Origin of the sequence: Bacillus sp. B-jedd (assembly GCF_000821085.1) — a bacterium.
Lineage (GTDB): Bacteria > Bacillota > Bacilli > Bacillales > Cytobacillaceae > Bacillus_D.
In genome coordinates this window covers 3,123,202-3,147,223 of the sequence record NZ_CCXR01000001.1, presented here as the reverse complement: position 1 = coordinate 3,147,223, position 24,022 = coordinate 3,123,202, and the positions used below count along the sequence as shown (strand labels likewise).

General features: G+C 45.3%; 26 protein-coding genes. 17 read left to right on the top strand and 9 right to left on the bottom strand.

Features of this window, described 5'->3' with window-relative positions:
- Positions 1 to 2 precede the first annotated feature (2 nt).
- Positions 3 to 242, bottom strand: coding sequence for a DUF378 domain-containing protein (locus BN1002_RS15770; RefSeq protein WP_048826355.1), 240 nt, complete (start codon positions 240 to 242; stop codon positions 3 to 5).
- 160 nt (positions 243 to 402) lie between these two features.
- Between BN1002_RS15770 and BN1002_RS15765 the strand changes: the two genes are divergently transcribed.
- From BN1002_RS15765 to BN1002_RS15755, 3 genes are all read left to right on the top strand, one after another.
- A complete protein-coding gene (locus tag BN1002_RS15765; protein WP_048826350.1) occupies positions 403 to 1,569 on the top strand; it encodes an iron-containing alcohol dehydrogenase in 1,167 nt (388 codons plus the stop codon).
- 849 nt (positions 1,570 to 2,418) lie between these two features.
- Complete coding sequence (locus BN1002_RS15760) at positions 2,419 to 3,768, top strand: glucose-6-phosphate isomerase (RefSeq protein ID WP_048826348.1); 1,350 nt, start codon at positions 2,419 to 2,421, stop codon at positions 3,766 to 3,768.
- A gap of 55 nt (positions 3,769 to 3,823) precedes the next feature.
- Positions 3,824 to 4,225 carry a YugN-like family protein gene (locus tag BN1002_RS15755; protein ID WP_048826346.1) on the top strand — a complete coding sequence of 134 codons (402 nt, stop codon included), beginning with the start codon at positions 3,824 to 3,826 and terminating at the stop codon, positions 4,223 to 4,225.
- Positions 4,226 to 4,268: 43 nt separating this feature from the next.
- Here the strand turns inward: BN1002_RS15755 and BN1002_RS15750 are convergent, their stop codons facing one another.
- Complete coding sequence (locus tag BN1002_RS15750) at positions 4,269 to 5,255, bottom strand: potassium channel family protein (RefSeq protein WP_048826344.1); 987 nt, start codon at positions 5,253 to 5,255, stop codon at positions 4,269 to 4,271.
- 204 nt (positions 5,256 to 5,459) lie between these two features.
- Positions 5,460 to 6,116: a transglutaminase domain-containing protein gene (locus BN1002_RS15745; protein ID WP_048826342.1), complete on the bottom strand. Its 657-nt coding sequence runs from the start codon at positions 6,114 to 6,116 to the stop codon at positions 5,460 to 5,462.
- Between the two features lie 264 nt (positions 6,117 to 6,380).
- Between BN1002_RS15745 and BN1002_RS15740 the strand changes: the two genes are divergently transcribed.
- From BN1002_RS15740 to BN1002_RS15725, 4 genes are all read left to right on the top strand, one after another.
- Positions 6,381 to 8,063, top strand: a complete 1,683-nt coding sequence (locus BN1002_RS15740; protein WP_048826340.1) for a DUF6044 family protein — start codon at positions 6,381 to 6,383, stop codon at positions 8,061 to 8,063.
- A gap of 33 nt (positions 8,064 to 8,096) precedes the next feature.
- Positions 8,097 to 9,119 (top strand): glycosyltransferase family 2 protein, encoded by a 1,023-nt coding sequence (locus tag BN1002_RS15735; RefSeq protein WP_048826339.1) that lies wholly within the window; start codon positions 8,097 to 8,099, stop codon positions 9,117 to 9,119.
- Positions 9,076 to 9,519, top strand: a complete 444-nt coding sequence (locus BN1002_RS15730) for a GtrA family protein (RefSeq protein WP_048826337.1) — start codon at positions 9,076 to 9,078, stop codon at positions 9,517 to 9,519. Before BN1002_RS15735 ends, BN1002_RS15730 begins: the two co-directional genes overlap by 44 nt.
- Positions 9,520 to 9,639: 120 nt before the next feature.
- Positions 9,640 to 10,269 carry a LysE family transporter gene (locus BN1002_RS15725; RefSeq protein ID WP_197072804.1) on the top strand — a complete coding sequence of 210 codons (630 nt, stop codon included), beginning with the start codon at positions 9,640 to 9,642 and terminating at the stop codon, positions 10,267 to 10,269.
- 94 nt (positions 10,270 to 10,363) lie between these two features.
- Here BN1002_RS15725 and BN1002_RS23820 read toward each other — a convergent pair whose 3' ends face one another.
- On the bottom strand, positions 10,364 to 10,522 hold the full coding sequence (locus BN1002_RS23820; protein ID WP_156129723.1) for a hypothetical protein: 159 nt from the start codon (positions 10,520 to 10,522) through the stop codon (positions 10,364 to 10,366).
- Between the two features lie 201 nt (positions 10,523 to 10,723).
- Here BN1002_RS23820 and BN1002_RS15720 point away from each other — a divergent pair, with 201 nt between their 5' ends.
- Entirely contained in the window at positions 10,724 to 11,524 is an 801-nt protein-coding gene (locus BN1002_RS15720) for a TraR/DksA C4-type zinc finger protein (RefSeq protein ID WP_048826335.1), read from the top strand.
- A gap of 137 nt (positions 11,525 to 11,661) precedes the next feature.
- A complete protein-coding gene (locus BN1002_RS15715; protein WP_048826333.1) occupies positions 11,662 to 12,165 on the top strand; it encodes a hypothetical protein in 504 nt (167 codons plus the stop codon).
- A 157-nt stretch (positions 12,166 to 12,322) separates the two neighbouring features.
- Here the strand turns inward: BN1002_RS15715 and BN1002_RS15710 are convergent, their stop codons facing one another.
- Entirely contained in the window at positions 12,323 to 12,505 is a 183-nt protein-coding gene (locus BN1002_RS15710) for a YozQ family protein (RefSeq protein ID WP_331386378.1), read from the bottom strand.
- A gap of 90 nt (positions 12,506 to 12,595) precedes the next feature.
- Between BN1002_RS15710 and BN1002_RS23815 the strand changes: the two genes are divergently transcribed.
- Positions 12,596 to 12,736, top strand: a complete 141-nt coding sequence (locus BN1002_RS23815) for a hypothetical protein (RefSeq protein ID WP_156129722.1) — start codon at positions 12,596 to 12,598, stop codon at positions 12,734 to 12,736.
- A gap of 164 nt (positions 12,737 to 12,900) precedes the next feature.
- On the opposite strand, the gene BN1002_RS15705 is transcribed toward BN1002_RS23815, so the two are convergent.
- Both BN1002_RS15705 and BN1002_RS15700 read right to left on the bottom strand, forming a co-directional pair.
- The gene (locus BN1002_RS15705) at positions 12,901 to 14,043 is read right to left on the bottom strand and encodes a hypothetical protein (RefSeq protein ID WP_048826329.1); all 1,143 of its coding nucleotides are present in this window, start codon (positions 14,041 to 14,043) and stop codon (positions 12,901 to 12,903) included.
- Complete coding sequence (locus BN1002_RS15700; RefSeq protein ID WP_048827989.1) at positions 14,030 to 14,599, bottom strand: sigma-70 family RNA polymerase sigma factor; 570 nt, start codon at positions 14,597 to 14,599, stop codon at positions 14,030 to 14,032. The genes BN1002_RS15705 and BN1002_RS15700 overlap by 14 nt, the downstream gene beginning before the upstream one ends.
- A 223-nt stretch (positions 14,600 to 14,822) precedes the next feature.
- Here BN1002_RS15700 and BN1002_RS15695 point away from each other — a divergent pair, with 223 nt between their 5' ends.
- Complete coding sequence (locus BN1002_RS15695) at positions 14,823 to 15,341, top strand: GrpB family protein (RefSeq protein ID WP_048826327.1); 519 nt, start codon at positions 14,823 to 14,825, stop codon at positions 15,339 to 15,341.
- A 185-nt stretch (positions 15,342 to 15,526) separates the two neighbouring features.
- Here BN1002_RS15695 and BN1002_RS15690 read toward each other — a convergent pair whose 3' ends face one another.
- Positions 15,527 to 15,787 (bottom strand): hypothetical protein, encoded by a 261-nt coding sequence (locus tag BN1002_RS15690; protein WP_048826325.1) that lies wholly within the window; start codon positions 15,785 to 15,787, stop codon positions 15,527 to 15,529.
- Positions 15,788 to 16,073: 286 nt separating this feature from the next.
- Between BN1002_RS15690 and BN1002_RS15685 the strand changes: the two genes are divergently transcribed.
- A complete protein-coding gene (locus BN1002_RS15685) occupies positions 16,074 to 17,336 on the top strand; it encodes a S8 family peptidase (RefSeq protein ID WP_048826323.1) in 1,263 nt (420 codons plus the stop codon).
- Positions 17,337 to 17,485: 149 nt separating this feature from the next.
- The gene (locus BN1002_RS15680) at positions 17,486 to 18,706 is read left to right on the top strand and encodes a helix-turn-helix domain-containing protein (protein ID WP_082036256.1); all 1,221 of its coding nucleotides are present in this window, start codon (positions 17,486 to 17,488) and stop codon (positions 18,704 to 18,706) included.
- 249 nt (positions 18,707 to 18,955) lie between these two features.
- Here BN1002_RS15680 and BN1002_RS15675 read toward each other — a convergent pair whose 3' ends face one another.
- Entirely contained in the window at positions 18,956 to 20,116 is a 1,161-nt protein-coding gene (locus tag BN1002_RS15675) for an FtsW/RodA/SpoVE family cell cycle protein (RefSeq protein ID WP_048826319.1), read from the bottom strand.
- A 438-nt stretch (positions 20,117 to 20,554) separates the two neighbouring features.
- Here BN1002_RS15675 and rbsK point away from each other — a divergent pair, with 438 nt between their 5' ends.
- The 4 genes from rbsK (at position 20,555) to BN1002_RS15655 (ending at position 23,842) form a co-directional block, all read left to right on the top strand.
- On the top strand, positions 20,555 to 21,463 hold the full coding sequence (rbsK, locus tag BN1002_RS15670; protein ID WP_048826317.1) for a ribokinase: 909 nt from the start codon (positions 20,555 to 20,557) through the stop codon (positions 21,461 to 21,463).
- A 273-nt stretch (positions 21,464 to 21,736) separates the two neighbouring features.
- Positions 21,737 to 21,937, top strand: coding sequence for a cold-shock protein (locus BN1002_RS15665; protein ID WP_043932249.1), 201 nt, complete (start codon positions 21,737 to 21,739; stop codon positions 21,935 to 21,937).
- 141 nt (positions 21,938 to 22,078) lie between these two features.
- Positions 22,079 to 23,242 carry a trans-sulfuration enzyme family protein gene (locus BN1002_RS15660; protein ID WP_048826315.1) on the top strand — a complete coding sequence of 388 codons (1,164 nt, stop codon included), beginning with the start codon at positions 22,079 to 22,081 and terminating at the stop codon, positions 23,240 to 23,242.
- Between the two features lie 99 nt (positions 23,243 to 23,341).
- The gene (locus BN1002_RS15655; RefSeq protein ID WP_048826314.1) at positions 23,342 to 23,842 is read left to right on the top strand and encodes a spore coat protein; all 501 of its coding nucleotides are present in this window, start codon (positions 23,342 to 23,344) and stop codon (positions 23,840 to 23,842) included.
- Positions 23,843 to 24,022 lie beyond the last annotated feature (180 nt).

The following is a 24,022-nucleotide window of genomic DNA, read 5'->3' as shown; positions in this document are numbered from 1 at the left end:
GTTTAGCGATTACCTTGTGGTTTAGCTTGGTGCGCTTCTTCCCTCTCATGGCTCGGGGCAAAAAGAAGTCCGATGTTGATTAAGCCGGCTATTCCAACCAAGCCGTAAACAATCCGGGAAATTCCAGAGTCCTGGCCGCCAAATATAGCTGCGACTAAATCAAATTGAAAGAAACCAACCAGGCCCCAGTTAATGGCGCCGATAACTGTAAGGATCAGTGCAATTCTTTGAATGGTACTCATAGTTATCCTCCTTTAAGTTCTTATCGTTATTAATGTGGACACTTTCCGAAAAATTATACATGGCTTAACTTCTGTGACAAAAAATGATTTTTCGGCATTCGTAGTTTTTGCAATTCGTGATGGGATAATAAATAATAGTGTGTGAAAAGGAGGAGTTACAATGGATAATTTTATCTTTCATAATCCGGTGCGTTTACTATTCGGCAAAGGCCAATTGACAGAACTGAAAAATGAAGTCCCGAAATATGGGAAAAAGGTGCTCCTCGTTTATGGAGGAGGAAGCATTAAACGAAACGGGCTTTACGATAAGGTGACCTCCCTGTTGAATGAAATTGGCGCACAAGTTTTTGAACTTGGCGGAGTGGAGCCGAACCCGCGTGTTTCCACTGCCAGAAAAGGCGTCGATATCTGCAAAACGGAAGGAATTGACCTGCTTCTTGCTGTAGGCGGAGGAAGCGTGATTGATTGCACGAAACTGATTGCAGCCGGAGCAAAATATAATGGTGATCCTTGGGATCTTGTCATTAAAAAAGCGGAAGCAAAAGAAGCCCTGCCATTCGGGACTGTGCTTACCCTCGCGGCGACAGGCTCGGAAATGAATGGCGGATCTGTCATTACCAATTGGGAGACAAATGAAAAATACGGCTGGGGCGCAGGGGTGATTACTATGCCTAAGTTCTCCATCCTTGATCCGGTCAATACTTACACAGTGCCAAAGGACCAGACAATTTATGGGATTGTCGATATGATGTCTCATACATTTGAGCATTACTTCCATAAAGCCACCAATACGCCTTATCAGGACAGGATGTGTGAGGCGCTTCTTCAAACGGTAATGGAAACCGCACCGAAGGCAATCGGGGAGCTTGAAAATTATGAATACCGAGAGACGCTCCTTTATTGCGGAACGATGGCTCTCAACGGGATAATTAATATGGGCTTCCGCGGTGACTGGGCTACACACAATATTGAACATGCCGTTTCTGCTGTATATGATATCCCGCATGGCGGCGGCCTTGCCATCATCTTCCCGAATTGGATGAAACATAACCTGAAGGAAGATCCGGCACGGTTCAAGCAAATGGCAGTCCGCGTGTTTGGAGTAGATCCTTCAGGAAAAACCGATGAGGAGGCAGGACTCGAGGGAATCGAAAAACTGCGTGAATTCTGGAACAGTATCGGGGCGCCGTCAAGGCTGGCCGATTATGATATCGATGACAGCAAAATTGGCCTGATGGCGGACAAAGCGATGGCAAACGGGGAATTCGGCGGCTTTGCCACTCTTGACCGTGACGATGTCGAAGCTATTTTACGGGCTTCCTTGTAAGTCTTTTTGAATAGTACCATAAGCAAAAGCTGCCAGCCTTTTTAGGCCGGCAGCTTTTTAAAAAAAAGGCTCAGTTAAAGGTGAGTGTTGATTTTCAATGAAGTTGATTGGAACGGAGGGGACTGACTCCGGCGGGATGCAGCGGCACGTGGAGACCCCTCGAAAAGCGAAAGCGCCTTCGTGACAGGCAAAAACCGCCTCGCGCCAGGCAAGTTCGCCTGTCTCTGCGATGATCTTTCATGGAAGCTTTCCTTTGTGTCCCTGCGATGACTATTCGCAGAAGCTTTCCTTTGTGGGCAGCCCCGATATAGGAAGACTTGGTTTTGCGAAGCGACCTCGAGGGGCTAGGCGCTCCTCGAAAATCCTCCATTATGCTAACGCATAATCTCGTGCGATGTTTCTCATGGAAGCTTTCCTTGTGCTATCGCTTTTTCTTCGTGCGTGGGTCTATGCTGCCGAAGCCTTCCCTGTGCAGCTGGACAAACAGGCGTCTATGACGCCGAGGAGGCTCCATAAAGAATGCTCCTGCGCCACAGACTATTCGGGAAGCGAACCTTCAACTCGTCGCAAAGCTGCACGAAGCAAATTCATGGATGTTTCTCATGATGTTAGTTCAAGTAGATGCTTCGCCCCGCGGAAAGCATGTCCCCGGAGTGGAAATTAACAATCAAGGATAACAGAGCTTAAAAAACAGAATATATAGGCGCCTAAATTTCCGAAATACCATGAAAGGAGCCCAGCCATGAAATTATCGAAAATGGGCGCGCTTTCATGGAAGGAAGTTCCTTGCTTATACGATTTCCTTTGGGTAAAGTGGGTATGATAACAATAAAACACGGAGGTTCCAAGATGACACATATCCGTTTTGACTATTCGAAAGCGCTCGGTTTCTTTGGCGAGCACGAACTGACCTACCTGCGCGACGCTGTTAAAGTCGCCCACCATTCCCTGCACGAAAAAACAGGAGCGGGAAGCGATTATCTCGGCTGGATCGATCTCCCCGAGAATTATGACAAAGAGGAATTTTCCCGTATCCAAAAAGCTGCTGAAAAAATCAAATCCGACTCCGATGTTCTGATCGTCATTGGCATTGGCGGTTCGTATCTTGGCGCGCGTGCAGCGCTTGAAATGCTCGGCAACACATTCTACAATGCCATGGCGGCGGAGAAACGCGGCACGCCACAAATCATTTTTGCGGGCAACAATATCTCATCGACATACATGCAGGATGTCATCAGCCTGATTGAAGGCAAAGACTTCTCCATCAATGTCATTTCAAAATCAGGAACAACTACTGAGCCGGCTTTGGCGTTCAGGCTGTTCAGGAAGCTTCTCATTGAAAAATACGGAGAAGAGGAAGCCCGGAAACGTGTATACGCGACAACAGACAAAGCGCGCGGCGCACTGAAGACTCTTTCCGATGAAGAGGGCTATGAAACATTTGTCATTCCGGATGATGTTGGCGGACGCTACTCTGTCTTGACTGCAGTCGGACTGCTGCCAATCGCAGTAAGCGGGGCGGACATTGAAGCCATGATGAAGGGTGCCGCCCAGGCGATGAATGATTACAGCGGTTCCGAGCTCGAGGATAACGAAGCCTACCAATACGCCGCAGTAAGGAATGCCTTGTACAATAAAGGCAAAACGATTGAAATGCTCGTCAACTATGAGCCGGGGCTTCAATATTTCAGTGAATGGTGGAAGCAGTTGTTCGGGGAGAGTGAAGGAAAGGACCAGAAAGGGATTTTCCCAGCTTCGGCCAATTTTTCGACAGACCTGCATTCATTGGGGCAATATGTTCAGGAAGGCCGCCGCGACATGTTTGAAACGATCATTAAAGTGGAAAAACCACGGTATGAGCTCACCATTGAAAAAGAGGCCAATGATCTTGACGGATTGAATTATTTGGCGGGAGAGACGGTTGATTTCGTTAATAATAAAGCATTTGAAGGTACAATGCTTGCCCATACGGACGGCGGTGTCCCCAATCTGATCGTTTCCATTCCGGCCATGGATGAATACACTTTCGGTTATCTTGTTTATTTCTTTGAAAAAGCATGCGCGATGAGCGGCTATCTGCTTGGTGTCAATCCGTTTGACCAGCCGGGCGTGGAGGCTTACAAAGTAAATATGTTCGCGCTTCTCGGCAAGCCGGGCTATGAAGAGAAAAAGGCCGAGCTTGAAAAACGCCTGAAATAGCCTATCGGCTGCCGGTGACTCTTTTGCAAAAATTATGAGGAAAAGAGGAGCTGCTATGATTCCGATAAAAACTAATGTTGAAGGGAAGGATTTCTCCTTCAAGGCTCTGGAGGATTCTTTAAAGCCGCTTGGCTACAGTGTCGGTGGCAACTGGGATTATGACAAAGGCTTTTTTGATTATAAGATTAATGATGACGGTACGTACCACTTTTTCAGAATTCCCTTTCAGGCTGTTGAAGGCCAATTGGATGGGGGGAATCCAAGAGTGAGGATAGGGACACCATTCCTGCTTGCCCACCAATACGAAGATGATCTGGATGAAGAAGGAAATATCGGGAACGTCTCAGCTTCGGTTAACCAGTTCCAGGCACCGGAGGATAAGGATGCGCCCATTGATACGGAGTATTTGAACATCGCCGATGATCTGGTCAGGAAGCTAGAAGCAGCCCTCCTATGATAGTTTTCTTGAAAACCGGAAGCAGCAATCAGCTTCCGGTTTTTTATTTGAGCAAAATTAGCTGATCCCCGCTTTGGACTGTAAAGGTGAGGGGAGGATTGAGTAGCAGCTCCTCGCCTCTTTTAATGCCAACCAGGAGGCTCTCCTTTCCTGGCCAAAGTTGTTTCATTTCCGCAAAACTTTTACCTGCAAACTGTTCGCTGGCTTCCTCCATTGCAAGTCTGTTCTCCTGAAGTTCCCCAATGATCTCCATTAGCAGACCGGCTCCCCTGGAATGCAGGCTGCTTAACATAAAAATACTAGTCAGCCTGTTTGATTGGAGTACCTCGTCTGCGCCAGCCCTTTTTGCGTTTACGGCTTGTTCCGGAGTCAGAATTTCGACTATGCATTTCACATCAGGGCAGAGGCCTTTTATGGTGAGTAATGTCAGGATGGAATTCATATCCGCCTGTATCTCCTCGTGGCCATGGTCTGCTGTAATCAGGACTAATTCTGCTTTCGAGACATTCCCTTTCAAAATGGTCCCGTCAATATGCGGCTTTCCTTTAATAAAGTGAATATATTTTGAGTCAACCGGATTTTCTTCGAGTGTTTCATCAATGAGGACAATATCGGATGGCATTCCAGATACGTTCAGCTTGTTAATAATCTCCCTTGAACGCTCATTCCAGCCGACAATGACAATATGCTTCATGCCTTTATAGGCAAGTTTTCCTTCCGAAAAGGCATTTTGTTTTGTGACCGCAGCCGTAGCCACTGAGACAAGATAAAACGAAACGAGTCCTGCGCCGAACAAAATAAGCAGAACCGCGGCCGCCCTTCCCGCCAGCGACTGCGGGACATAATCACCGTACCCGACAGTTGTTGCGGTAATGATTGCCCACCAAATCCCATCATAAATTGTTAAGAAGGTTTTGGGCTCCAGTAAACGAATGATAATTCCGAATGCGAGAAAGAAAAGCAGGGTGAGAAACAAAATCCGGATCAGGACAGGCAGACGCAAAAAGTGAATATATAAACGGCTTGGCATAAGGGCCTCCTTAAAGGCAAGAGGAGTTATTTCAAAATAATCAGGTGAACCAGGCAAAATAGATGAGTAAAATTAGTATCTGGATCTTGATTACCATTATGGACAAACTCCTTAAACGGAAAACATCATTCATAGAATTATAAAAAAAACACTTCCTGACTAATCAGGAAGTGACTGAAAGGCTTTAGAGAAAACTAGCTTTGATTACCAAAGATATTCTCCTTCTTTTACCATGTCGGAATAGGTAAGGTAATCCATAGTTGGCTTATGGACAAACTGCCTGCTCCGGCCATCTATATAGCCTGCCCCTTTAGTAGTATCCTGAGGAGTCCAGCGGCCATCCACTTTAATTTCATTCCATGCATGGTTATTTCCATAGACGACTTTCGCCTCTATTCCGGCTGCTCTGTGCAATGCCGCATTCAAATGAGAAAAACCCATACACATTGCTTTTCTCGTATAGAATGTTTCCATGGCAGATTTAACATCAAAAGGAACCCCTCGAATAGCGTCAAAATATGTATCAGCATCATATTCTAGATTCTCGGTGACCCATATATAAATAGCCTTCGATTTTTCATATTCTGTTTCTTTTCCTTTTGTTAAGAATTCAGCCAGCTTGGCGATTTCTTGATTACCGCTTTCCACGACGGAACTCGGCATGAGAAAAGGCTTTCCTGTTACTTCGTTTACTACATGGTAGGAAAGGACTGTCAGTATGCCGTGGTCCTTATTTCGAAGAGTACCAGTTTCTTCCGCAAATTCCTTAGATAAGTTTCCTGCAAAAGCATTTGGCAGCCCGGGCTGGGCAGCTACAATTCCCATAAAGAAAAGAATAACAATAAACAAGAACCTTTTCATATAATTTCCCCTTTGGAGATTCAATATAAGATATATAAATATAGTATTTAACGTAAATATAGATAAAATGAATTCTTTTTGCAACAAAAAAATATCGAATTTTCTATCTTTTTGCATAATTTTGTTGAAACGCATCAATACTCTATGAGCAGCAAAAAAGGAATAAAATTCAACTTTTGAAGAGATACTATGACAGGGGCAAACGTATTAGGTGGAAATTCATTTGCATACAGGATGATCAATTGAGGGAAAGGCGGGGAGAGAATGGCGGGAATTGGCGCTGGAAAACAGGAAAGATATCAGATTGGGATCGCCTTTTTCCTGCTGGCAGTCTATTTGTCTCCGCTTATCTTACTTGGAGAAAATGCCCATATCAGAGTCCACGATAATCTCGATTCCAATATCGCCTGGTATAAAGTACTCGCGGAAAGCGGGGAAATATTCGGTCCGGTCAATGCCGCCATCCCGCAAATAATAAACGGGGAGCTGTCGCGGAATGCATTCGGACCCGAACTGAGCGGGATTGTTTGGCTGCATGCCCTTCTGCCGCCTATGGCGGCCTATACGGTTAGCCTGGCAATTACCAGGATTGTTGCATTCATTGGCATGTACCTTCTGCTTAAAAAGCATGTCATCAAGGAATCAGGCTTAAATTGGATAATTACATTTGCCGCGGTAGCTTTCGCACTGACGCCTTTCTGGCCGTCAGGTATGCTGAGTACTTTAGGCATGCCGCTTGCAGCTTGGGCTTTGTTGAATATAAGAATGGGAGAAAAGCGGATGGTGAATTGGCTGGTCCTCATTCTTCTTCCCTTCTATTCAAGCTTCGTTTTAGGTTTCTTCTTTTTTATTGTGGCGGCGGGCCTTTTTTGGCTGGCAGATGCCATACGGAAGAAAAGCTGGAACCTTCGCTTTTTACTCGGTATTGTTTTGATGACTGCCATGTATTTGATTGTGGAATACAGGCTGGTCTATTCGTTTTTGTTCGACCATGAACCAAACAGCCGAGATGAGTATTTCCATGCGCGGCTGACGTTCCTGGAGTCAGCTTGGCTGGCGGTAAGGAATTTTTTCCTGGGCCATACGCATGTCATGACGGTTCACGGCCTGTTTATTACGGCTGCCGCGTTTATTGCGCTTCTCATCGTGGCCGAAAGGAAGATTTGGCGGAAGGAAAAGCTTTTTCTGGGATTGTTTGTGCTGAACGCCGCGTTGTCGGTATGGTATGCTTTCTGGTTTTACAAAGGCTGGCTTCCGTTGACGGAGCGTTTTCATTTTCTTGATACATTCAACTTTGCGCGCTTCCACTTTCTCCGGCCGTTGGTTATTTATACTTGGTTTGCCATTGCTCTGAAAATTATGGCCGAGTCGGGGACCGCGTGGAAAAGGACCGCTGTTATTCTCATAGCGGGCCAGCTGGCTGTTTTGTTTTTAGCCAATGATGAAATTGTTTACCGCGATAAACCGACAGTCAGGGAGTTTTACGCGGAAGAGCAGTTCGCCACTATTGCCGAGTTTATCGGAAGGCCGAAAGAGGATTACAGGGTTGCAAGCATCGGAATCCACCCCGCCATCGCCCAGTACAATGGTTTTTACACACTCGATACATACAATAATTTCTACCCATTAACATACAAATACGAGTTTCGGAAAATCATTGAAAAAGAACTGGACAAGAACAGCACGATTAAGGAGTACTTCGATACGTGGGGGGGCCGCTGCTATATTTTTACGAGCGAACTTGGCAAAAGATATATGGTTAAAAAAGACAGCAAGCGGTCACTGAAACACCTGGAATTGAACACAGCCCAGTTTAAAAAGATGGGCGGCGAATACATCTTTTCGGCCTTGCCCATCAGAAATGCCGCCGATAATGGCCTTTTGCTTGAACGGACTTTCGTATCAAAAGATTCAGCCTGGAAAATTTATCTTTACAAAGCTTTATAGCGGTAAATTCAGGTGCAACGGAGGTAGTGAATTATGACAGAGCCTGTCCTGACAATAGTCGTCCCCTGCTATAACGAAGAAGAAGTGCTGCCGATTACGATGCCAAGACTGCATGGCATGCTTGAGGAAATGATTAGCAGCCAGCTTGTTTCATCAAAGAGCAGGATTCTATTCATCGATGACGGAAGCAGGGACCGCACGTGGGAGCTTATCTATAAGGAATCACTTCATAATGAACATGTAAAGGGGCTGAAGCTTGCAGCAAATGCGGGGCATCAGAATGCTTTGCTAGCCGGTATCTTCACCGCCCGGAATGTATCTGATTGTATCGTTTCAATCGATGCCGACCTGCAGGATGACATTTCCGCCATTCCGGAATTTATCCTGAAATATAATGAAGGCTGCGAAGTTGTCTATGGCGTACGAAAGAGCCGTTCAAAAGATACATGGTTCAAACGAAGCACAGCGCAGGGTTTCTATAGGCTGATGGCAAAAATGGGCGTAAGCCTCGTTTATAACCATGCCGATTTCAGGCTGCTTGGCAAGCGGGCTGTTACCGAGCTAGAAAGATTCAGGGAGGCCAATATGTTCCTGAGGGGAGTTGTGCCGCTGATTGGCTTCAAGTCTGCCGAAGTTTATTATGACAGATGTGAGCGGGAGGCAGGCGAGTCAAAGTACCCACTGCGGAAAATGCTTGCATTTGCCTTTGATGGAATTACTTCGTTTTCGGTTACTCCAATCAGACTCGTTCTGATCGTGGGTATTGCTTCTTCCATCCTCAGCATCCTTTCAGGGGTATACTTTCTATTACTTAAGCTTTTTGGCAATACACAGACAGGCTGGACCTCGCTGATCATCTCCATTTGGCTCATTGGGGGCCTGCAGCTGTCGGCTATCGGCCTGATTGGCGAGTATATTGGCAAAATCTACAAGGAATCGAAGCAGCGTCCTAAATTCATTGTGGATATTGACCTGTTTAATATGCCCATGAATCTGAAACAAGAAGCTGTACATGGAATGGAGCGTTATCGCATTGATTCCCGCAAATACACTTAATCGAACCCATCCGTTTTTTCGTTTTGCCTTGGTCGGCGCTATTAACACGATTGCCGGCCTTTTTATCATGTTAATGCTTTTGAATGCCGTTGGCTTTTCGTATTGGCTGTCTACTTTCATCGGGAATGCTGTTGGAGCCGCCATAAGTTATTTTTTAAACAGAGCCTTCACTTTCAAAAGCAAAGTCCGGTTTTCCAAAGGTGTGCCACGGTTTCTTGTAGTTATCCTTTGCTGCTATTTCCTTTCATATTGGCTTAGTGCCCGAATAGTCGAATTTGGCCTGGGAACAATTTTGCCAAAAGAATGGACAGATGAAGCGGCTGTCCTTTTAGGCGGTTTGTTTTACACGATCAGCAATTATATTGGCCAAAAGAAGTTTGTGTTCCGGGAGATTAAGTAGGGAGAAATTACAGTTGGGCAAACGAGCCTGGGCCCAGCAAATATTAAAAAACAGTCGTACAAGCCCCGCCTCGTGAATAAGCTTTGTAGACGAGCTTTTTCAGGCGAGGGGTGGATTGGGATGGCTGTTTATTTAGGTTACGTTTTGCTGGGATTGTCGCTTGCCGCGCCAATCGGGCCAATAAACGCGGCCCAGATGGACAGGGGAATCCGCTATGGTTTCTGGCATTCTTATTTGACCGGCGTCGGAGCGGCTGCCGCTGATGGGATTTATATGTTGATTGTTTATGCGGGGGTCGTTAGGTTCCTTGATGCGCCCATCGTCCAAACTTTTCTGTGGCTGTTCGGGGCATTTGTTTTGCTTTATAGCGGCATCGAAAGTCTGATAAACATCAGGGACCTTGAAATTGGGAGTAACCGCAAAAAGGAACCTTTGTTTAAATCGTTCATGTCCGGCTTTTTTATGTCGTTGTCGAACCCTTTGACAATATTGTTCTGGCTGGGGATATACGGGTCGGTATTGGCAAAAACAGCCTCGACTTCCGGGCGAGGTGAACTTGTTCTTTACAGTTTGGCTATTTTCAGCGGTCTGCTCATTTGGGATATTACGATGGCTGCCATGGCAACAGGGGCAAAACGTTTCCTTACGTCAACACTTCTCACCGCGATTTCAGTTTTATCCGGCTTGTCGCTCATCGGCTTTGGCGTGTATTTCGGCTGGCAGGGGGTTATGGCACTGGCTGCTTTTTGATAGCAATAAAAGTAAACGCTGTCCCCAACTGTATCGCTTGGGACAGCGTTTGGCCGTTATATCGGTCTGCTTTCCCGATATAAAAGGGTTGGGGTTACCTATTTCTCCCGGTTGTGCCTGGTGATTGATTGGTGTTTCCCTGGCCGTTAACGGTTGAATTTTTCCCTTTTGGCTGGTTCCTGTCTGTTCCTATATATTCGCCCTGATGCTTTTCCTGTATTTCGTGGAATTTTTGCTTATCCTGGTTTGGCATGCTATCGACCTCCTGCTATTAGTGTGCGGCAGTGATGAAGACTTATTCTGGAACCGTGGGCATTGGCCATTTTTGCAGAAATCCAGCGGAATGGTTGGTTCGGCTGTATCCTGTTTGCATAATAACCGGGCCTTTACTTGAAACTATAGTAAAGAAATGCCGCGCCGCCTGGCTGCGGATGAACAGGAAAGGGGCATATTTATGTTAACTTCATCCCAATTGGAGGAACTCCGGGCGAGGCTTCTCGAGGAAAAGGCCACGGTGGAGGGCCAGCTTGAGCAAAATGATGAATACGGTCTGCAACGCGGGCATGCCCATGAGTCAATGGGTGAGCTGTCGAGTATAGACAATCATCCTGCCGATGAGGCAACCGAACTTTATGAACGCGAAAAAGACATGGCGCTGAATGAACATTCAAACAATCAGCTTGATGCGATAAACAGAGCTTTGGAAGCAATGGAGCATGGGAATTATGGCAAGTGCCAGGTATGTGGTAAGGACATTCCTTATAAAAGGCTCGAGGCGCTCCCGAATACAACGTATTGCAAGGAGCACAGCCCGGACCAGGTAACCTCGCATTCCCGTCCTGTCGAGGAGGGCGTCCTGATGCCTCCGTTCGGAAAGTTTGATAAGGATGATAAGGACGAAAGTGTTTCCTATGATGCGGAGGATTCTTGGCAGGAGGTGGCTTCCTTCGGCACATCCGAAACACCGTCGGATTTCGCATTTACTGATGAAAAGGACCATTACAATGATGACTATATTGAGAGTGAAGACCCGGTAGGTTATGTAGAGGATTATGAAAATTTCGCCGCTGTAGACATGTACGGCAATAATGTAACAGTCTATCCGAATGGCCAGCACCGGAAGTATGAACAGGAGCTGGACGAAGCAGGAACGATGACCGCTTTTGGCGACCTGCCGGCGTTTGAACACGATCCATATGTCGATGATGATCCGGCCGATGGGCTGCAGGACCGTCATCCAGGCGGAAAAGAGTAAGAGCGGGCAGGCTTGCCCGTTTTTTATTTTGAAAAAATTACAACATGATAACCAGTTGTAAAGTTTCTATGGTTCTTTGTATTTTTTGATCTGGATTATTCTGGTATTATAGTGTAAACCGATGGGGGAGGGGTTACATGCAGAAGATTCTTATACTCATTTGTATTTTGCTCCTACTTATAGGCTGTTCAGATCACAGCAAAGGGAATGAACAGGTCGAAAAAGGTGTTGCGGGGAATCAAAACGAGAAGATTGCTGAAGGGGAGCTTGAAAAGAAACCAGAAGAGCTTCGTGATCTGAGTTATCAGGAAATAAGTAATCTTGCTTTTGAGATGATGGACCTTGCGACGAAAATTCAGGATCAGGAAATAGATGTTGACTCAGTCGAAGCGAAGAAGGCTATGTCGGAACTTTACCCGAAAGTTAAGGTGAATTTTGAAATGGCTCGCGACAAGGTGATTCCCAAGCTCGATAAAAGTACTCCTAAAAATTCTTACTATATCCAGTTGGTGAATGAATTTTTGGGGCTGGCCAATAACATGAAGCGAGCGATTGAGCACGGAGATTTTACATGGGGTCAAGTGAGAGGGCAAATGGGGGAGCTTCAAACAATCATGGACGGATATAATAAAGCACCTTGAAATTCCTGCAATTTTGCTGGTTCAAATACGATTAAAAGCATTCTTCGATAATGCCCAGCCTACAGAAAAAGCATCCCCCGTTACTGAACTGCACTTCCAATTGTGAGCGGTGTCTACAATAGGGGTGCCGTTCATTACAAGGGGATGCTTATTGCTTTTACCGCGGTAAATCCTCATTCGTTCCGTCCGGATGCTCGATTTTTCCGCCTATTTCGCCTTCCATATAGGCATCGCTTACTTGTTCATGTGTTTCTGCCAGGCCGCTTGAAATCTGATCGTTTCCTTTATAATCAGAGGAGTCATAAGTTCGGCCGGCAATTGAATTTTCGTGCTTCTTCATCTTCATCATCCTTTCCCGCTTATTTTTTGCAATGTAAAGTGTTTTATCCGGTGCTATTAGGAAAAAGTAAGAAAAAAGGAGGCGGACGTATTGAAGGAAAACGAAAATTTGCCATCGAGAAAAGGGCTGGACGAAGCATTCCACTTACTTCAGGACCAAATTACCCGGATTACAGTCGAGGAAGAAGTTGAAATGGTGAAAAGCGAAACTGTAATGAAGAAAGAAGAGTAGAATTCTTGCTGGCATTAGATACTTCGGACAATCCCCTGAGGAAAAGCCATAGACCTGTCCGAAGATGCCCCGGGTTCGGACAACATCCACGCGAAAAGCCAATTACCTGTCCGAAGATAAAAAAACGCCGCCCCAAAGCAGTTAGCCTTGAGCGGCGTTTTCTTTTATTGGATCGGCATCCAGGAGATTTTCCAGATTCCTTCATGGTTTCTGACAATCCTGAATCCTAAGCCTTCACTTTCAGAGATGGTCACGACAGCTTCATCATTACCAATTAACGAGATTTTAAGGGATTGGTTACCTTTGACTTTTTCCAGCAATTCGTTTCTGCCAGCCATGTTATCCGGTTTCTTTGAATCCTTGATCAACTCATCAGCACTTGTGAAAACTTTTTCGACATCCGGATTGTCATTATAAAGGTAGTATTGAGTCCGGAAATCTTTTATTTCTTCCGAATAAAAATGGAGCAGGAATACCGAGAATGGATCTAGTGTTTCGAGATACTGATTGTTGTGGGTCCTGGCAAAGTCTTTGTAAGCCTGCATCAGCGGTTCGCTAAGAGCAAGGGTTCCTTTCCCGTCGAGAGTGACCTGTTTTTCCTCATAGGTAATTTTCGGTTCTACGGGCCCAATCGACTTCCCAAATTTAATTATATCTGGAAGTTCAGTATCCGCACTGGTGTAAGCCGTATAACCTGTTATCTCAATTTGCACCCCGTCTTCCCTAGAGCCCGGCGCGAGGCCAAAGACTTCAGCAACCAGCTTTTGGTCTTCCTTATTAAAAGTCAGCTCATCGAGGCGGCTCTTTTCAGTCGGAAGGTAGGCAACGGCTTCCTTGTCTGGAAGAAAGAAAATTTGGTTTGCTTTCTCCCCCATTTCAGGGCCGTTGTAGACAAGTGTTCCGGTCAGGGATGTTTTACCTTTGAAAGATGCAGCAATCCACTTATCCTCGCTTCCGTTCTCCGCTTGAACGGGCCCTTTTTCAACCATTTCCCATCCCTTTACGTAAGCCCCTTTTTCAAAGCCTTCATAAAATGACAAGTTGCTTTGGAAACCCGGATTCCCTGTCCCGCTTTCCAATAAACCCAGCTTTGTTCCGGCAAGCCCTCCAGCTGCAAGTAAAAAAGCCGCGGCGGCAATGGCAGTCAACGCTTTTGGAAAAAAATCAATCCGCTGTTTCCGTGATCCCTTCTCTTTAAGTTCCTTGATACGGTTTCGGATTTGCTGCTTTTCCTGATCAGATAAAATGGCTTCCTCCGGCAGACTGCCGAGCAGGGTGTTTCTTAGCTCCTCATTAAATTGATTCACATTGGCCACCTCTTTCGATTGGGATGTAAGCATTTCTTACCTTTTCTTTTGCCCGCAAAAGCCGGGTTTTGACTGTCGCCAGCGGAATGCCGAGTGCCGTACTGATTTCCGATACGGACAGGTCCTGGTAGTAATGAAGCAGGATGACTTCTCGGTATTTAAGGGGAAGCGCCCAGACTGCTTGCAAAAGCTGCTGATTGACGGCATTGGCCAAAGCGGCTTCTTCGGGAGTTTTTTTCGTGTCCTTCATAAAGTGGAATATTTTCTCGGCTACCGCAGTATGGCGGTAATGCCAGCTTTTCAAGTAATCCTTCGAGCGATTGATGGCAATGGCATAAACCCATGTTTTATAGGAGGACCGGCCCTCGAAATCTTCAAGTTTCATGTAGACGGACACGAAAACTTCCTGTGTGAGATCCCCTGCTATACCCCAATCCTTTACATATGAATAAATCAGGCGCTTAACTTGGCCCCCGTAGGATTCCATGATTTCTTCAAGCTTCGCCTCGTTGCTGTTTGCCAATTTAATTCTTCTTTCAGCTGAATCAGCCAGCATTTCTTCACCCCTTAAGTGCTTCTGTTTCCCTTTTGACGAAAGCCGGCTGGGAAAGGCTTCAATTTTGCAAAAAAACAAAATGGATCATTTACAATGGGCTTCCTCAACATCGTAGCCAAAAAAGGAATTCAATGGAAGCAGAAAATGAATCTTTGATAATATAGTCTTGAATGAGTAGAATTGGCTGGAAAAACATTTGGTTGTTTTATAAGGGGGAAACGCGATGGATGTGCGGCTATCAGAGTACAATGAGGAATGGGCAGCCATGTTCCAGGAGGAGGCCCATTTTCTCAAAAAGGTTTTCGGTAATTTGATTATTACGATTGAACATTTTGGCAGTACTTCCGTAAAAGGGATGAAAGCAAAACCTGTCATCGACATGATGGCGATTGTGAAGGAGATTGGCCAGGTTGACCATTTTAACGAGGAAATGATCTCGTTCGGATACGATGCCGCGGGAGAATGGGGAATCCAGGGCAGGCGCCTCTTCCGTAAGGGTGGGAATTACCGGACGCATCACATCCATTTTTACGAGCAAGGGAATCCTCAAATAGCCAGACATCTGATTTTCCGTGACTACCTTAGGGTGCAATCGGAAGAAGCGGAGAGATACAGCAACTTCAAGGATGAGCTCGCCGGGCGATACCTGACAACAAGCGAATACAGCCCCGCAAAAAAGGATTTTGTCAGCGAAATGGAACAGAGGGCATTGAAATGGCACAAAGATAATGCGGGGAAATGAATGGGGAAACTGGTTTACAAAATTTTTTCAGATGAACAAAATTTTTAACAATCCATCGATTTATTAAAATTTGAAAAAAGATAAGTGGAAAAATATTCTTGGCGACGAATAAAAAACTGGGGTGATGGGCCGGAAATCTGCCCGTACACACCAGTTTTTTGAATTTTTTGATGTAATTTCCCAACTTAGAAAGAGTTTAAATTCTCATGGTTCGTAGACATATTAAAGTTCTTAGAAGGCTCAGCACCTCCAGTTCCATGGCAGCTTTTATACATGTCGAAGAGCTGCTGTTCATTCATGTCGGGATGCATTTTTTGCATAAAAGGCTTCATTTTACCAAAATTAATCAAGTCTTTTCCTGACAATGGGCCATCCGCGAATACCCCCGCAGCCCCAATCCCTAAAAATAATGCTGTGCCAAGAACGGTTACACCAATTTTATTCATATTCTTCCTCCTCAGTTTATAACAGGTTCCAATCTATAATGAAGCAGTTGAACGGTCCTTCTGCTTCACTCATCAAGAATAGACCATAGGTATGCAATTTCTGTGCAGAAGGAGTGAATAATTGATGGACTTTCCCAATTTTCATTTCATTTTTTCTTTTAAGAGGGCTGCTGAATTTCCCAATAGAATCCGGACTGAATTTCATTGCGTTTATCAGAAAATTTAAAATATACTTAGAGCACGCAGCCAGGGTGCTGCTGATTTTATACTCGAGAGGAGATAGCAAATGAAGAAAAGAACCAAATTTGGATCAGCGTTAATGAGCGTCGCATTGGGGGTTTCTGTTTTTGCATCAGCGGCATTCGGCCAGGCGCCGGAGCAGGCATCGAAGGATTCCTACCGGGTATTAATCCAGGGACCAAGCGCCGAAAAGTCAAAGGCAAAGGGGAATTATGGTACCCGTTGGGACTTTGGCACAAAAGGCTTTACTACTACAGTCAATGAAAGTCAGTATAAAGCATTGCAGAAAAACAAAAATTTGAAGGTAGAACTAGTTGATGAAGTCCAGCTTGACAGCAGGGCTGCAGCAAAGCCAGGACCATCGACGCAGGCAGTTCCGTCCCAACAGGTTCCTTGGGGCATCAAAGCTATTTATAATGATTCAACGATTACTAAAACGTCCGGAGGGGATGGCATCAAAGTTGCAGTCCTCGACACAGGTGCATATACGAGCCACATTGACCTTAGGGACAATGTCGAGCAATGCAAGGACTTCACACAGCGAACTTCTTCACTTGTGAACGGCGTGTGTAACGATAAAAACGGCCACGGCACCCATGTTGCCGGGACGGTTCTTGCGAATGGCGGATCTGATGGACTTGGAATTTACGGAGTAGCTCCCCAGGCAGAATTATGGGCTTATAAAGTTCTGAATGACCGAGGTTCGGGTTATTCCGATGACATCGCGGCGGCGATTCGCCATGCCGCAGATGAAGCAAGCCGTTTGGGTGTTAAAACAGTCATTTCTATGTCTTTGGGTTCAAGTTCAAAAGATTCATTGATTGCAAGTGCTGTAGACTATGCGTATGGAAAGGGAACGCTAGTAGTTGCCGCAGCAGGCAATAGCGGCCCAAGCTCAAATACAATCGGATATCCGGGCGCTTTAGTCAATGCGGTTGCTGTCGCATCCCTTGATAATACGATTGTCAATGGCACATATAAGGTATCGGATTTCTCTTCCAGAGGGAATCCTGCAACTGCAGGGGACTATGTCATCCAGGAACGTGACATTGAAGTGTCTGCTCCGGGAGGTTCAATTTACTCTACTTCCTCGAGCGGCGGCTACACGACTATGAGCGGAACATCCATGGCGACTCCGCACGTCGCGGGTCTTGCGGCGAAGATCTGGTCTTCCAATAAATCGCTCAGCAATGTACAGCTGCGCTCGGACCTTCAGAACCGTGCTAAATTGTATGACATTAAAGGCGGAACGGGTGCGGGCACAGGCGATGACTATGCATCTGGATTCGGTTTCCCAAGGGTAAAATAATCAAGTAGTTCCCAGGCCATCCGGTTATTTGAACCGGGTGGTTTTGGGCGTTTCTTCCCATTTTTCGGCAAAAGTCGAATAATTTTGAATAAAGTTGTTCTTTTTTTTATAATAAATGATAGAGTATAGAAAACGGTTGGTGACGCTGTATGGAGTTTGGGCCCTTAATAAAATATTATAGGACGCAAAGGGGGATGACACAGAAGGAGCTAGCGGAAGGGATATGCTCAATCCCGCATTTAAGCAAGATTGAACATAACTCGAAAGAAGGAAACAAAGAAACGATTGCCCTGCTGCTCGAGAGGCTCGGAGTCAAAATTGAAGATGTGGCAGGTAAAGATAAGGAGATAAAATCCCTTCTCGATGACTTTGATGACAAAATGACTTTCCAAATCAAAGTTGAAGCCGACCGCATTTTCGAAAGACTTAAGGAGCTGGGAGGTTTGATCCCTTTCACATCCCATATTTATACATATGAATTGTATAAATACAGATACATGCTCTTTAAAGGGGAGGACCCAGCTGCCGAAGTACAGCAGGAACTGCTGAGAAAGCATCTTAAAAATTTCTCGCGGCAAGAAAGGAATTTATTCGATTACTTTACGAGTATCCATCTAATGAGGCAGGCGAGATATCATCAAGCCGATTTGATCCTTGAAAAGCTTGACGCGGAATATGCCGTCGGGATCAATAATGGGGAGTTCCTTTATCATCGTGCATTTGCTAAGAGTCATATGCTCCAGCCTGGTCATGTTATTCATTTTGGCAAAAAAGCACTCCAGCATTTCATGGAGCAGCATAATTTCAAAAGAATCCTCCATACCCTTATGCTGCTTGGCATCAATTATACCCATTCTAAGATTTATGAAGAGGCTTCCTCATGCTTTGAACATTTGATCAGAAATGCGGAGCTGCTGAATGAAACAGCGCTGCTTCCGCAAATCTATCATAATATGGGATTCCTTCAAAGAAAGATGAATATGCCCGACGAGGCTGTACATTTTTTTGAAAAAAGTTTAGTTATGCAAAAATTTAAAGACATAAATTACCTGGTAACCTTATATGCTATCGGTGAGACAAAGCATTCAGAAGGAGACAGGAAAGCTGCGAAGAAATGCTTTGAAGAAGTGTTTGGACTCGCGGAACAACTTGACAGCAGAAAATACCTCCTCCTGAGCACTTTTTACCTGATGCTTGAAGAGGGTGATCCAAAATCCTATGAACATTTGGAAACAAAGGTCATTCCGCTTCTTGAAGAAGGGAAGGAGCACAGGGACGATTTGGCTCATTTTTACAAACTTTTAGCAAATCACTTCATAAAAGTGGAAATGTTTGAAAAGGCAGTCTATTATTTAGATAAGATCAGTTAAAGGAGGAAAAATTATGAAAAAAGCAATTGTCGTACTTTGCACTGTCTTTACTCTTGGTCTGTTTGCAGCAGGAGCGGCGCCGTCCCAGGCCTCCGCACATCCGATCCACCCGCCGTTATCTACACTTTCGTCTCACCCGATTCACCCGCCTCTATAAGAGGGTAAGCCATCAAGGCAAAAGAAAGGCGCTTCCAGCTATACCGGAAGCGCCTTTTACTATTTTTCAAACCCACCTAGAAATGAAATGCCTCAGTCATCATCCCCAAACATGTATTTTTTTGTTTTGGCGGAAATGTTGAGGATAAGTGTCAGGGACAGCAGTGTGCCGAGCAGGGAGCTTCCGCCGTAGCTTAAGAGTGGCAGAGGGATTCCTGTTATCGGCATGAGGCCGATGACCATGCCGATGTTTTCAAAGATATGGAAGGTAAGCATAGAAATGACGCCCGTGGCGATCAGGCTTTCGTATTGTCCCTTGTTGCGCAGCGCAATGACGATGATCCGATAGATCAGGATAAAGTAGAGCGAGATAACAACGCTGGCCCCGAAAAAGCCGAATTCTTCCCCTATGATAGTAAAAATAAAGTCTGAGTGGGCTTCAGGGACGATTACTTGCGCTCCGTTGAAGCCTTTTCCATACATGGTGCCGGAACCGATTGCCAAAATTGAATTTGCAAGCTGATAGGAAATGCCATCCCTGTATTTAAACGGATCAATCCAGGCATCAATCCGGTTCAGCTGATATTTATCAAGAACGAGAAGCAACAACTCCGGCGCCTCAATATAGATAAAGACGAGGCCTCCAAGCAATACTGTCGCGATTAATCCCATTAACGCGATAATTCGCCAATTGATGCCTGAAACAAAAATCATCCCGATTATGATAGCAGAGACAGCCATCGCGGTGCCCGCATCAGGCTGCAGCAAAATAAAGGCGAGTGGCAAGGCTGCGGCAAGGCCAATTTTACATAGCAATAGGATATCGGTCCCGGTTGTCCTGCGAAAATGCACGTCATTGTGGTTTACGATGATTCGGCCAATGAATAAAATCAGAAACACTTTCATAAATTCGGAAGGCTGCAGCGAACCAAAGCCGGGAATCTGGAACCACGCCTTAGCCCCCTTAATTTCCTTCGCAAACGGTTCAGGTGCCAGGAAAAGGGCAACCAAAACCAATACGCCGAAAATGTAGGCAAATGGTGAAATCCTTTTAATCTGTTCAAAATCAAAAAAGTAAACAATAGAAGAAAGACTTAACCCAGCGACAAACCAAACTGCCTGCTTCAAGGCGAAGTTATCTGGGTATGGCAAGTATTTTTGTGAACTGTATACAGAGATGCAGCTGATGATCATAAAAAGGAATATGATAAACAACAAAGTTGAATCATAATAGTTTTTTTGGAATTTATCCATTATTCTTATCTCCGCTTTCGATGTTGGTGAAAATAGGGAAATAGAGAATCTTTCCAAATCTTTCACTCTCACTTTCTAGTGTAACCTATTTTAATGAGCCCGGCAGGCTTTCCTGATGAAAAAAGCAAAATTTTTCCGTTAAGATTGACAATAAATAGGAAAAGGCATACAATTCGATGTAACGGGTTACATTATAGGGAACAAATTTTTAAGATACATAGTGTTTCTAAATAATAGACGAGCATAAGCTTTTTTTTGTTTCAATCTGTAACCGGTTTCATTTGGTGGTTTGAGGACTTGCCAGATGATCTTTAAATTGAATTCAATTGCCGCGAGACTTATTCTGACCTGGAAAGGGTAAAGAACTTAGCGGCGTCCCGTTTACGGTTTGAAGCTGCCCTCAGTAAAGGCCAATCAATGAAAGGATAGGATGAACGTATGGCAAAAAAGAAAATTACCGTTATAGGCAGTATTAACATGGACTTGGTTACAAAAACAGAGCAGGTACCCAAAATGGGCGAAACATTATTGGGCGAAGCTTTTTATACGATACCTGGTGGGAAAGGGGCAAACCAGGCCGTCGCTGCTGCGAGGCTTGGCGCGGACGTCACAATGGTCGGCTGTGTGGGGGAAGACGCTTTTGGCCGGGAACTGATAGCCCATCTTGGAAGTGAATCAATTCACACTGGCCAAATAGACAAAGGAGCGGGAACATCAACCGGAATCGCCACCATTACTCTATCAGGTGGGGACAATAGCATTATCGTGGTACCTGGCGCTAATTTTCTGGTCACTCCCGAGTTTGTGGGAAAACAGGAAGAAGTCATCGCGGCCAGCGATATAATCCTGCTTCAACTAGAAATCCCTCTTGAATCAGTCGAAAAGGCTGCAGAATTAGCCAAAAGACACGGAGTGAAAGTATTACTAAACCCGGCGCCTTTCCAACCCCTTCCTGAAGGTTTAATGGAGAATGTGGATATCCTTACTCCTAACGAGCACGAATATAAGCTGCTGCTCCATTCCTCCGGCTGGGCGGAGCACAAGAGGGGAAAATTCATGAAAAAGTGCATTGTTACACAGGGATCAAGGGGAGTACGCATTTATTCCAGGGAACAGGCTGAAATACCCGCCTTCCAAGTCGAGGCAGTTGATACGACTGGTGCTGGGGATACGTTTAATGGAGCCCTTGCCTATGCGCTAAGTGAAGGATTCGATTTGGCGGAAGCCTGCCGCTTCGCAAATGCGGCCGCGGCCCTTTCCGTCACCAAACTCGGAGCCCAGGGCGGTATGCCAACCCGGTTGGATGTAGATCGCTTCTTACATAACGCAAACTTGGAAAAAAGATAATCAACAAATACTGACAGAATTAAACAAAATCAATCCGGGTAACCGGGCGATTTTGTTGCTGTTTTAGTGCTCATTTCTATTGAGAAAAGTGAGGTTGTCGAATGGTGGAAAATAAAGGATGATTAGTTTTTATCCCTTCGCTTGCCTTTTATTTCTATTCATGTTATTCTAATCAAGAATTATTTTTGTTCGGTAACAAGCGACATCGCCTGGATACGTTTGAGCAAGAATAGTAATACAATTGTGTGGTAAACACACTAGGAGGCAACAAAAATGGAAAACGGTAAAGTAAAATGGTTTAATGCAGAAAAAGGTTTCGGATTCATCGAGCGCGAAGGTGGAGACGATGTATTCGTTCACTTCTCAGCTATCCAAGGCGAAGGCTTCAAAACTCTTGAAGAAGGCCAAGAAGTAACTTTCGACGTTGAACAAGGAGCTCGTGGACCACAAGCTGCTAACGTTCGCAAAAACTAATTTTAGGTTTTGCCCATAAAAAACAGGTTCCCTTAGGGGAGCCTGTTTTTATTTTTGCCTTGATAGGGCAGGAGATTATATTTCCTCTTTCTAAAGCCCAAACTAGCCATATAAAATGGCGAGAAGGAGGAATCGGGAAATATGAAAAATCAATGGGAGCAGGATCTCGAGATTTGCCTCGAATACGGAGACCGGCGCAAAGAGTTTGGAGGCGCCGTGATTCCCCCAATCTTTGGCAGCTCCCTGTTTGTTTATGAAACAACGGACAGCCTGTCAGAGGCGGTCATGAACGAGCAGGAGCAATACGTCTATACAAGGGGGACCAATCCTACAATAGAAGTAGCCGAGATGAAGCTCGCCGCACTCGAACGCGGGGAAGTATGCCGCTGCTTTTCCTCCGGCATGGCCGCCATCACAGCAGCTTTGCTAAACTCCGTAAAAAGCGGGGACCACGTTTTGTGTGTCAGCAACCTCTACTTTTCCACTATGGAACTAATAAAGTACCTCGGCAAATTCGGAATTTCCCATACTATTTGTTATGAAACGGATGCGGAAGTTATTGAAAAATACATACAGGCTAATACCGCAGTCATTTTTATGGAAAGCCCCTCTTATATGACATTCAGGCTAACTGATCTGGATACGGTGGCTTCCCTTGCTAAAAAGCGCGGCATCCGGACGATCATTGACAACACCTGGGCAACCCCTCTTTTCCAGAAGCCTCTATTGCATGGAGTTGATATCGTCGTCCATTCATTGTCCAAATATCTCGGCGGCCACAGTGACCTTGTCGGCGGGGCGGTCATTGCCGGGAAAGAAATAATGGGAACGCTTTTTACAAAAGAATTTCTTTTGATGGGCGCGTCTTTTTCGCCATATGAAGCATCTTTGCTCCTCAGGGGACTCAGGACGCTCCCTTACAGAATGCATGGACACCAGGAGAATGCGATAAAAATAGCTGCCTTTCTGGAAGGGCATCCGAACGTTTTACGTGTTCTGTATCCTGGGCATCCTACGCATCCGGACTTTTCTCTTGGCAAAAGCAATCTTACAGGCTATACAGGGGTGATGGCGTTTACGGTGGATGGCGGGTATGAAGGAGTAAAGAGGGTACTGGACAGGCTGGAATATATCAAAATCGGTGTTTCCTGGGGCTCTTTTGAAAGTCTGGCCTTAACCCCAAATACAGGCAGTAATGAACGGCAGCTACTGTCCGAACAAATTGATCCGGGGACGATCCGCCTGGCGGTCGGTCTTGGAGATAGCGGACGGATCATTAGTGATTTGGAGCAGGCGCTCAGGTGATTGTCCCGATTGAAAAAGTGATTTTCAGTTGGACGAATAACCATTTTCCTTCCTCCCGAATACGTTAAAGTGATGTTTTTGAAAATGGAGGGAATTGGGATGAATGAAGAGAGAAGGACACTTGCCTGGCATGAGACGCTCGAGATGCATGAGTTGACTGCTTTTCAGTCTGTAGGATTAATGAAAACGAAAATGGGCCTGAAACGAGTTACCGACACTCAGTTGAGGGAAATTTATCAGGGAACGGTCCGTGACCTTGAAGAGAATTTAACGGAGCTGCTCCAATTTTATCCTTCAGCTCCTGGGCAGGTAGGCCGGGATGATGAGGAGGATTTAAGGGAAGATAACGGTTTTTATGCGGGAGACTTGCTAGCGATGTCAAAAACACTTGTCCGGAACTACGGGATTGCTGTAACGGAAACTGCCACGCCTCAGCTAAGGAGGACGTTTACAAACCATCTTACGAAGGCAGTCCGGGGCCATGAACGGATTTACAATTATATGTACAGCAAAGGATTATATCCATCCTATGACCTGGGAAAACTATTGCAGAATGATATCACGCTGGCGCGCAGGGCAATCAGCATGCGTGAAGAGTAAATATTAACTTTAATAAACGAGTAATTTAAGCCTGGCGGAAATGAATGCCGGGCTTTTTGGCTATGTAATCCGAAATTCCCATTTTTCCGATGTAAGGTAAGTCTTTGTTATCAATTTTTGCTTATAGAAGCCGTATTATTAGACTTCCCGAAATATTCCTTATATTTTGTAGATGTTTGT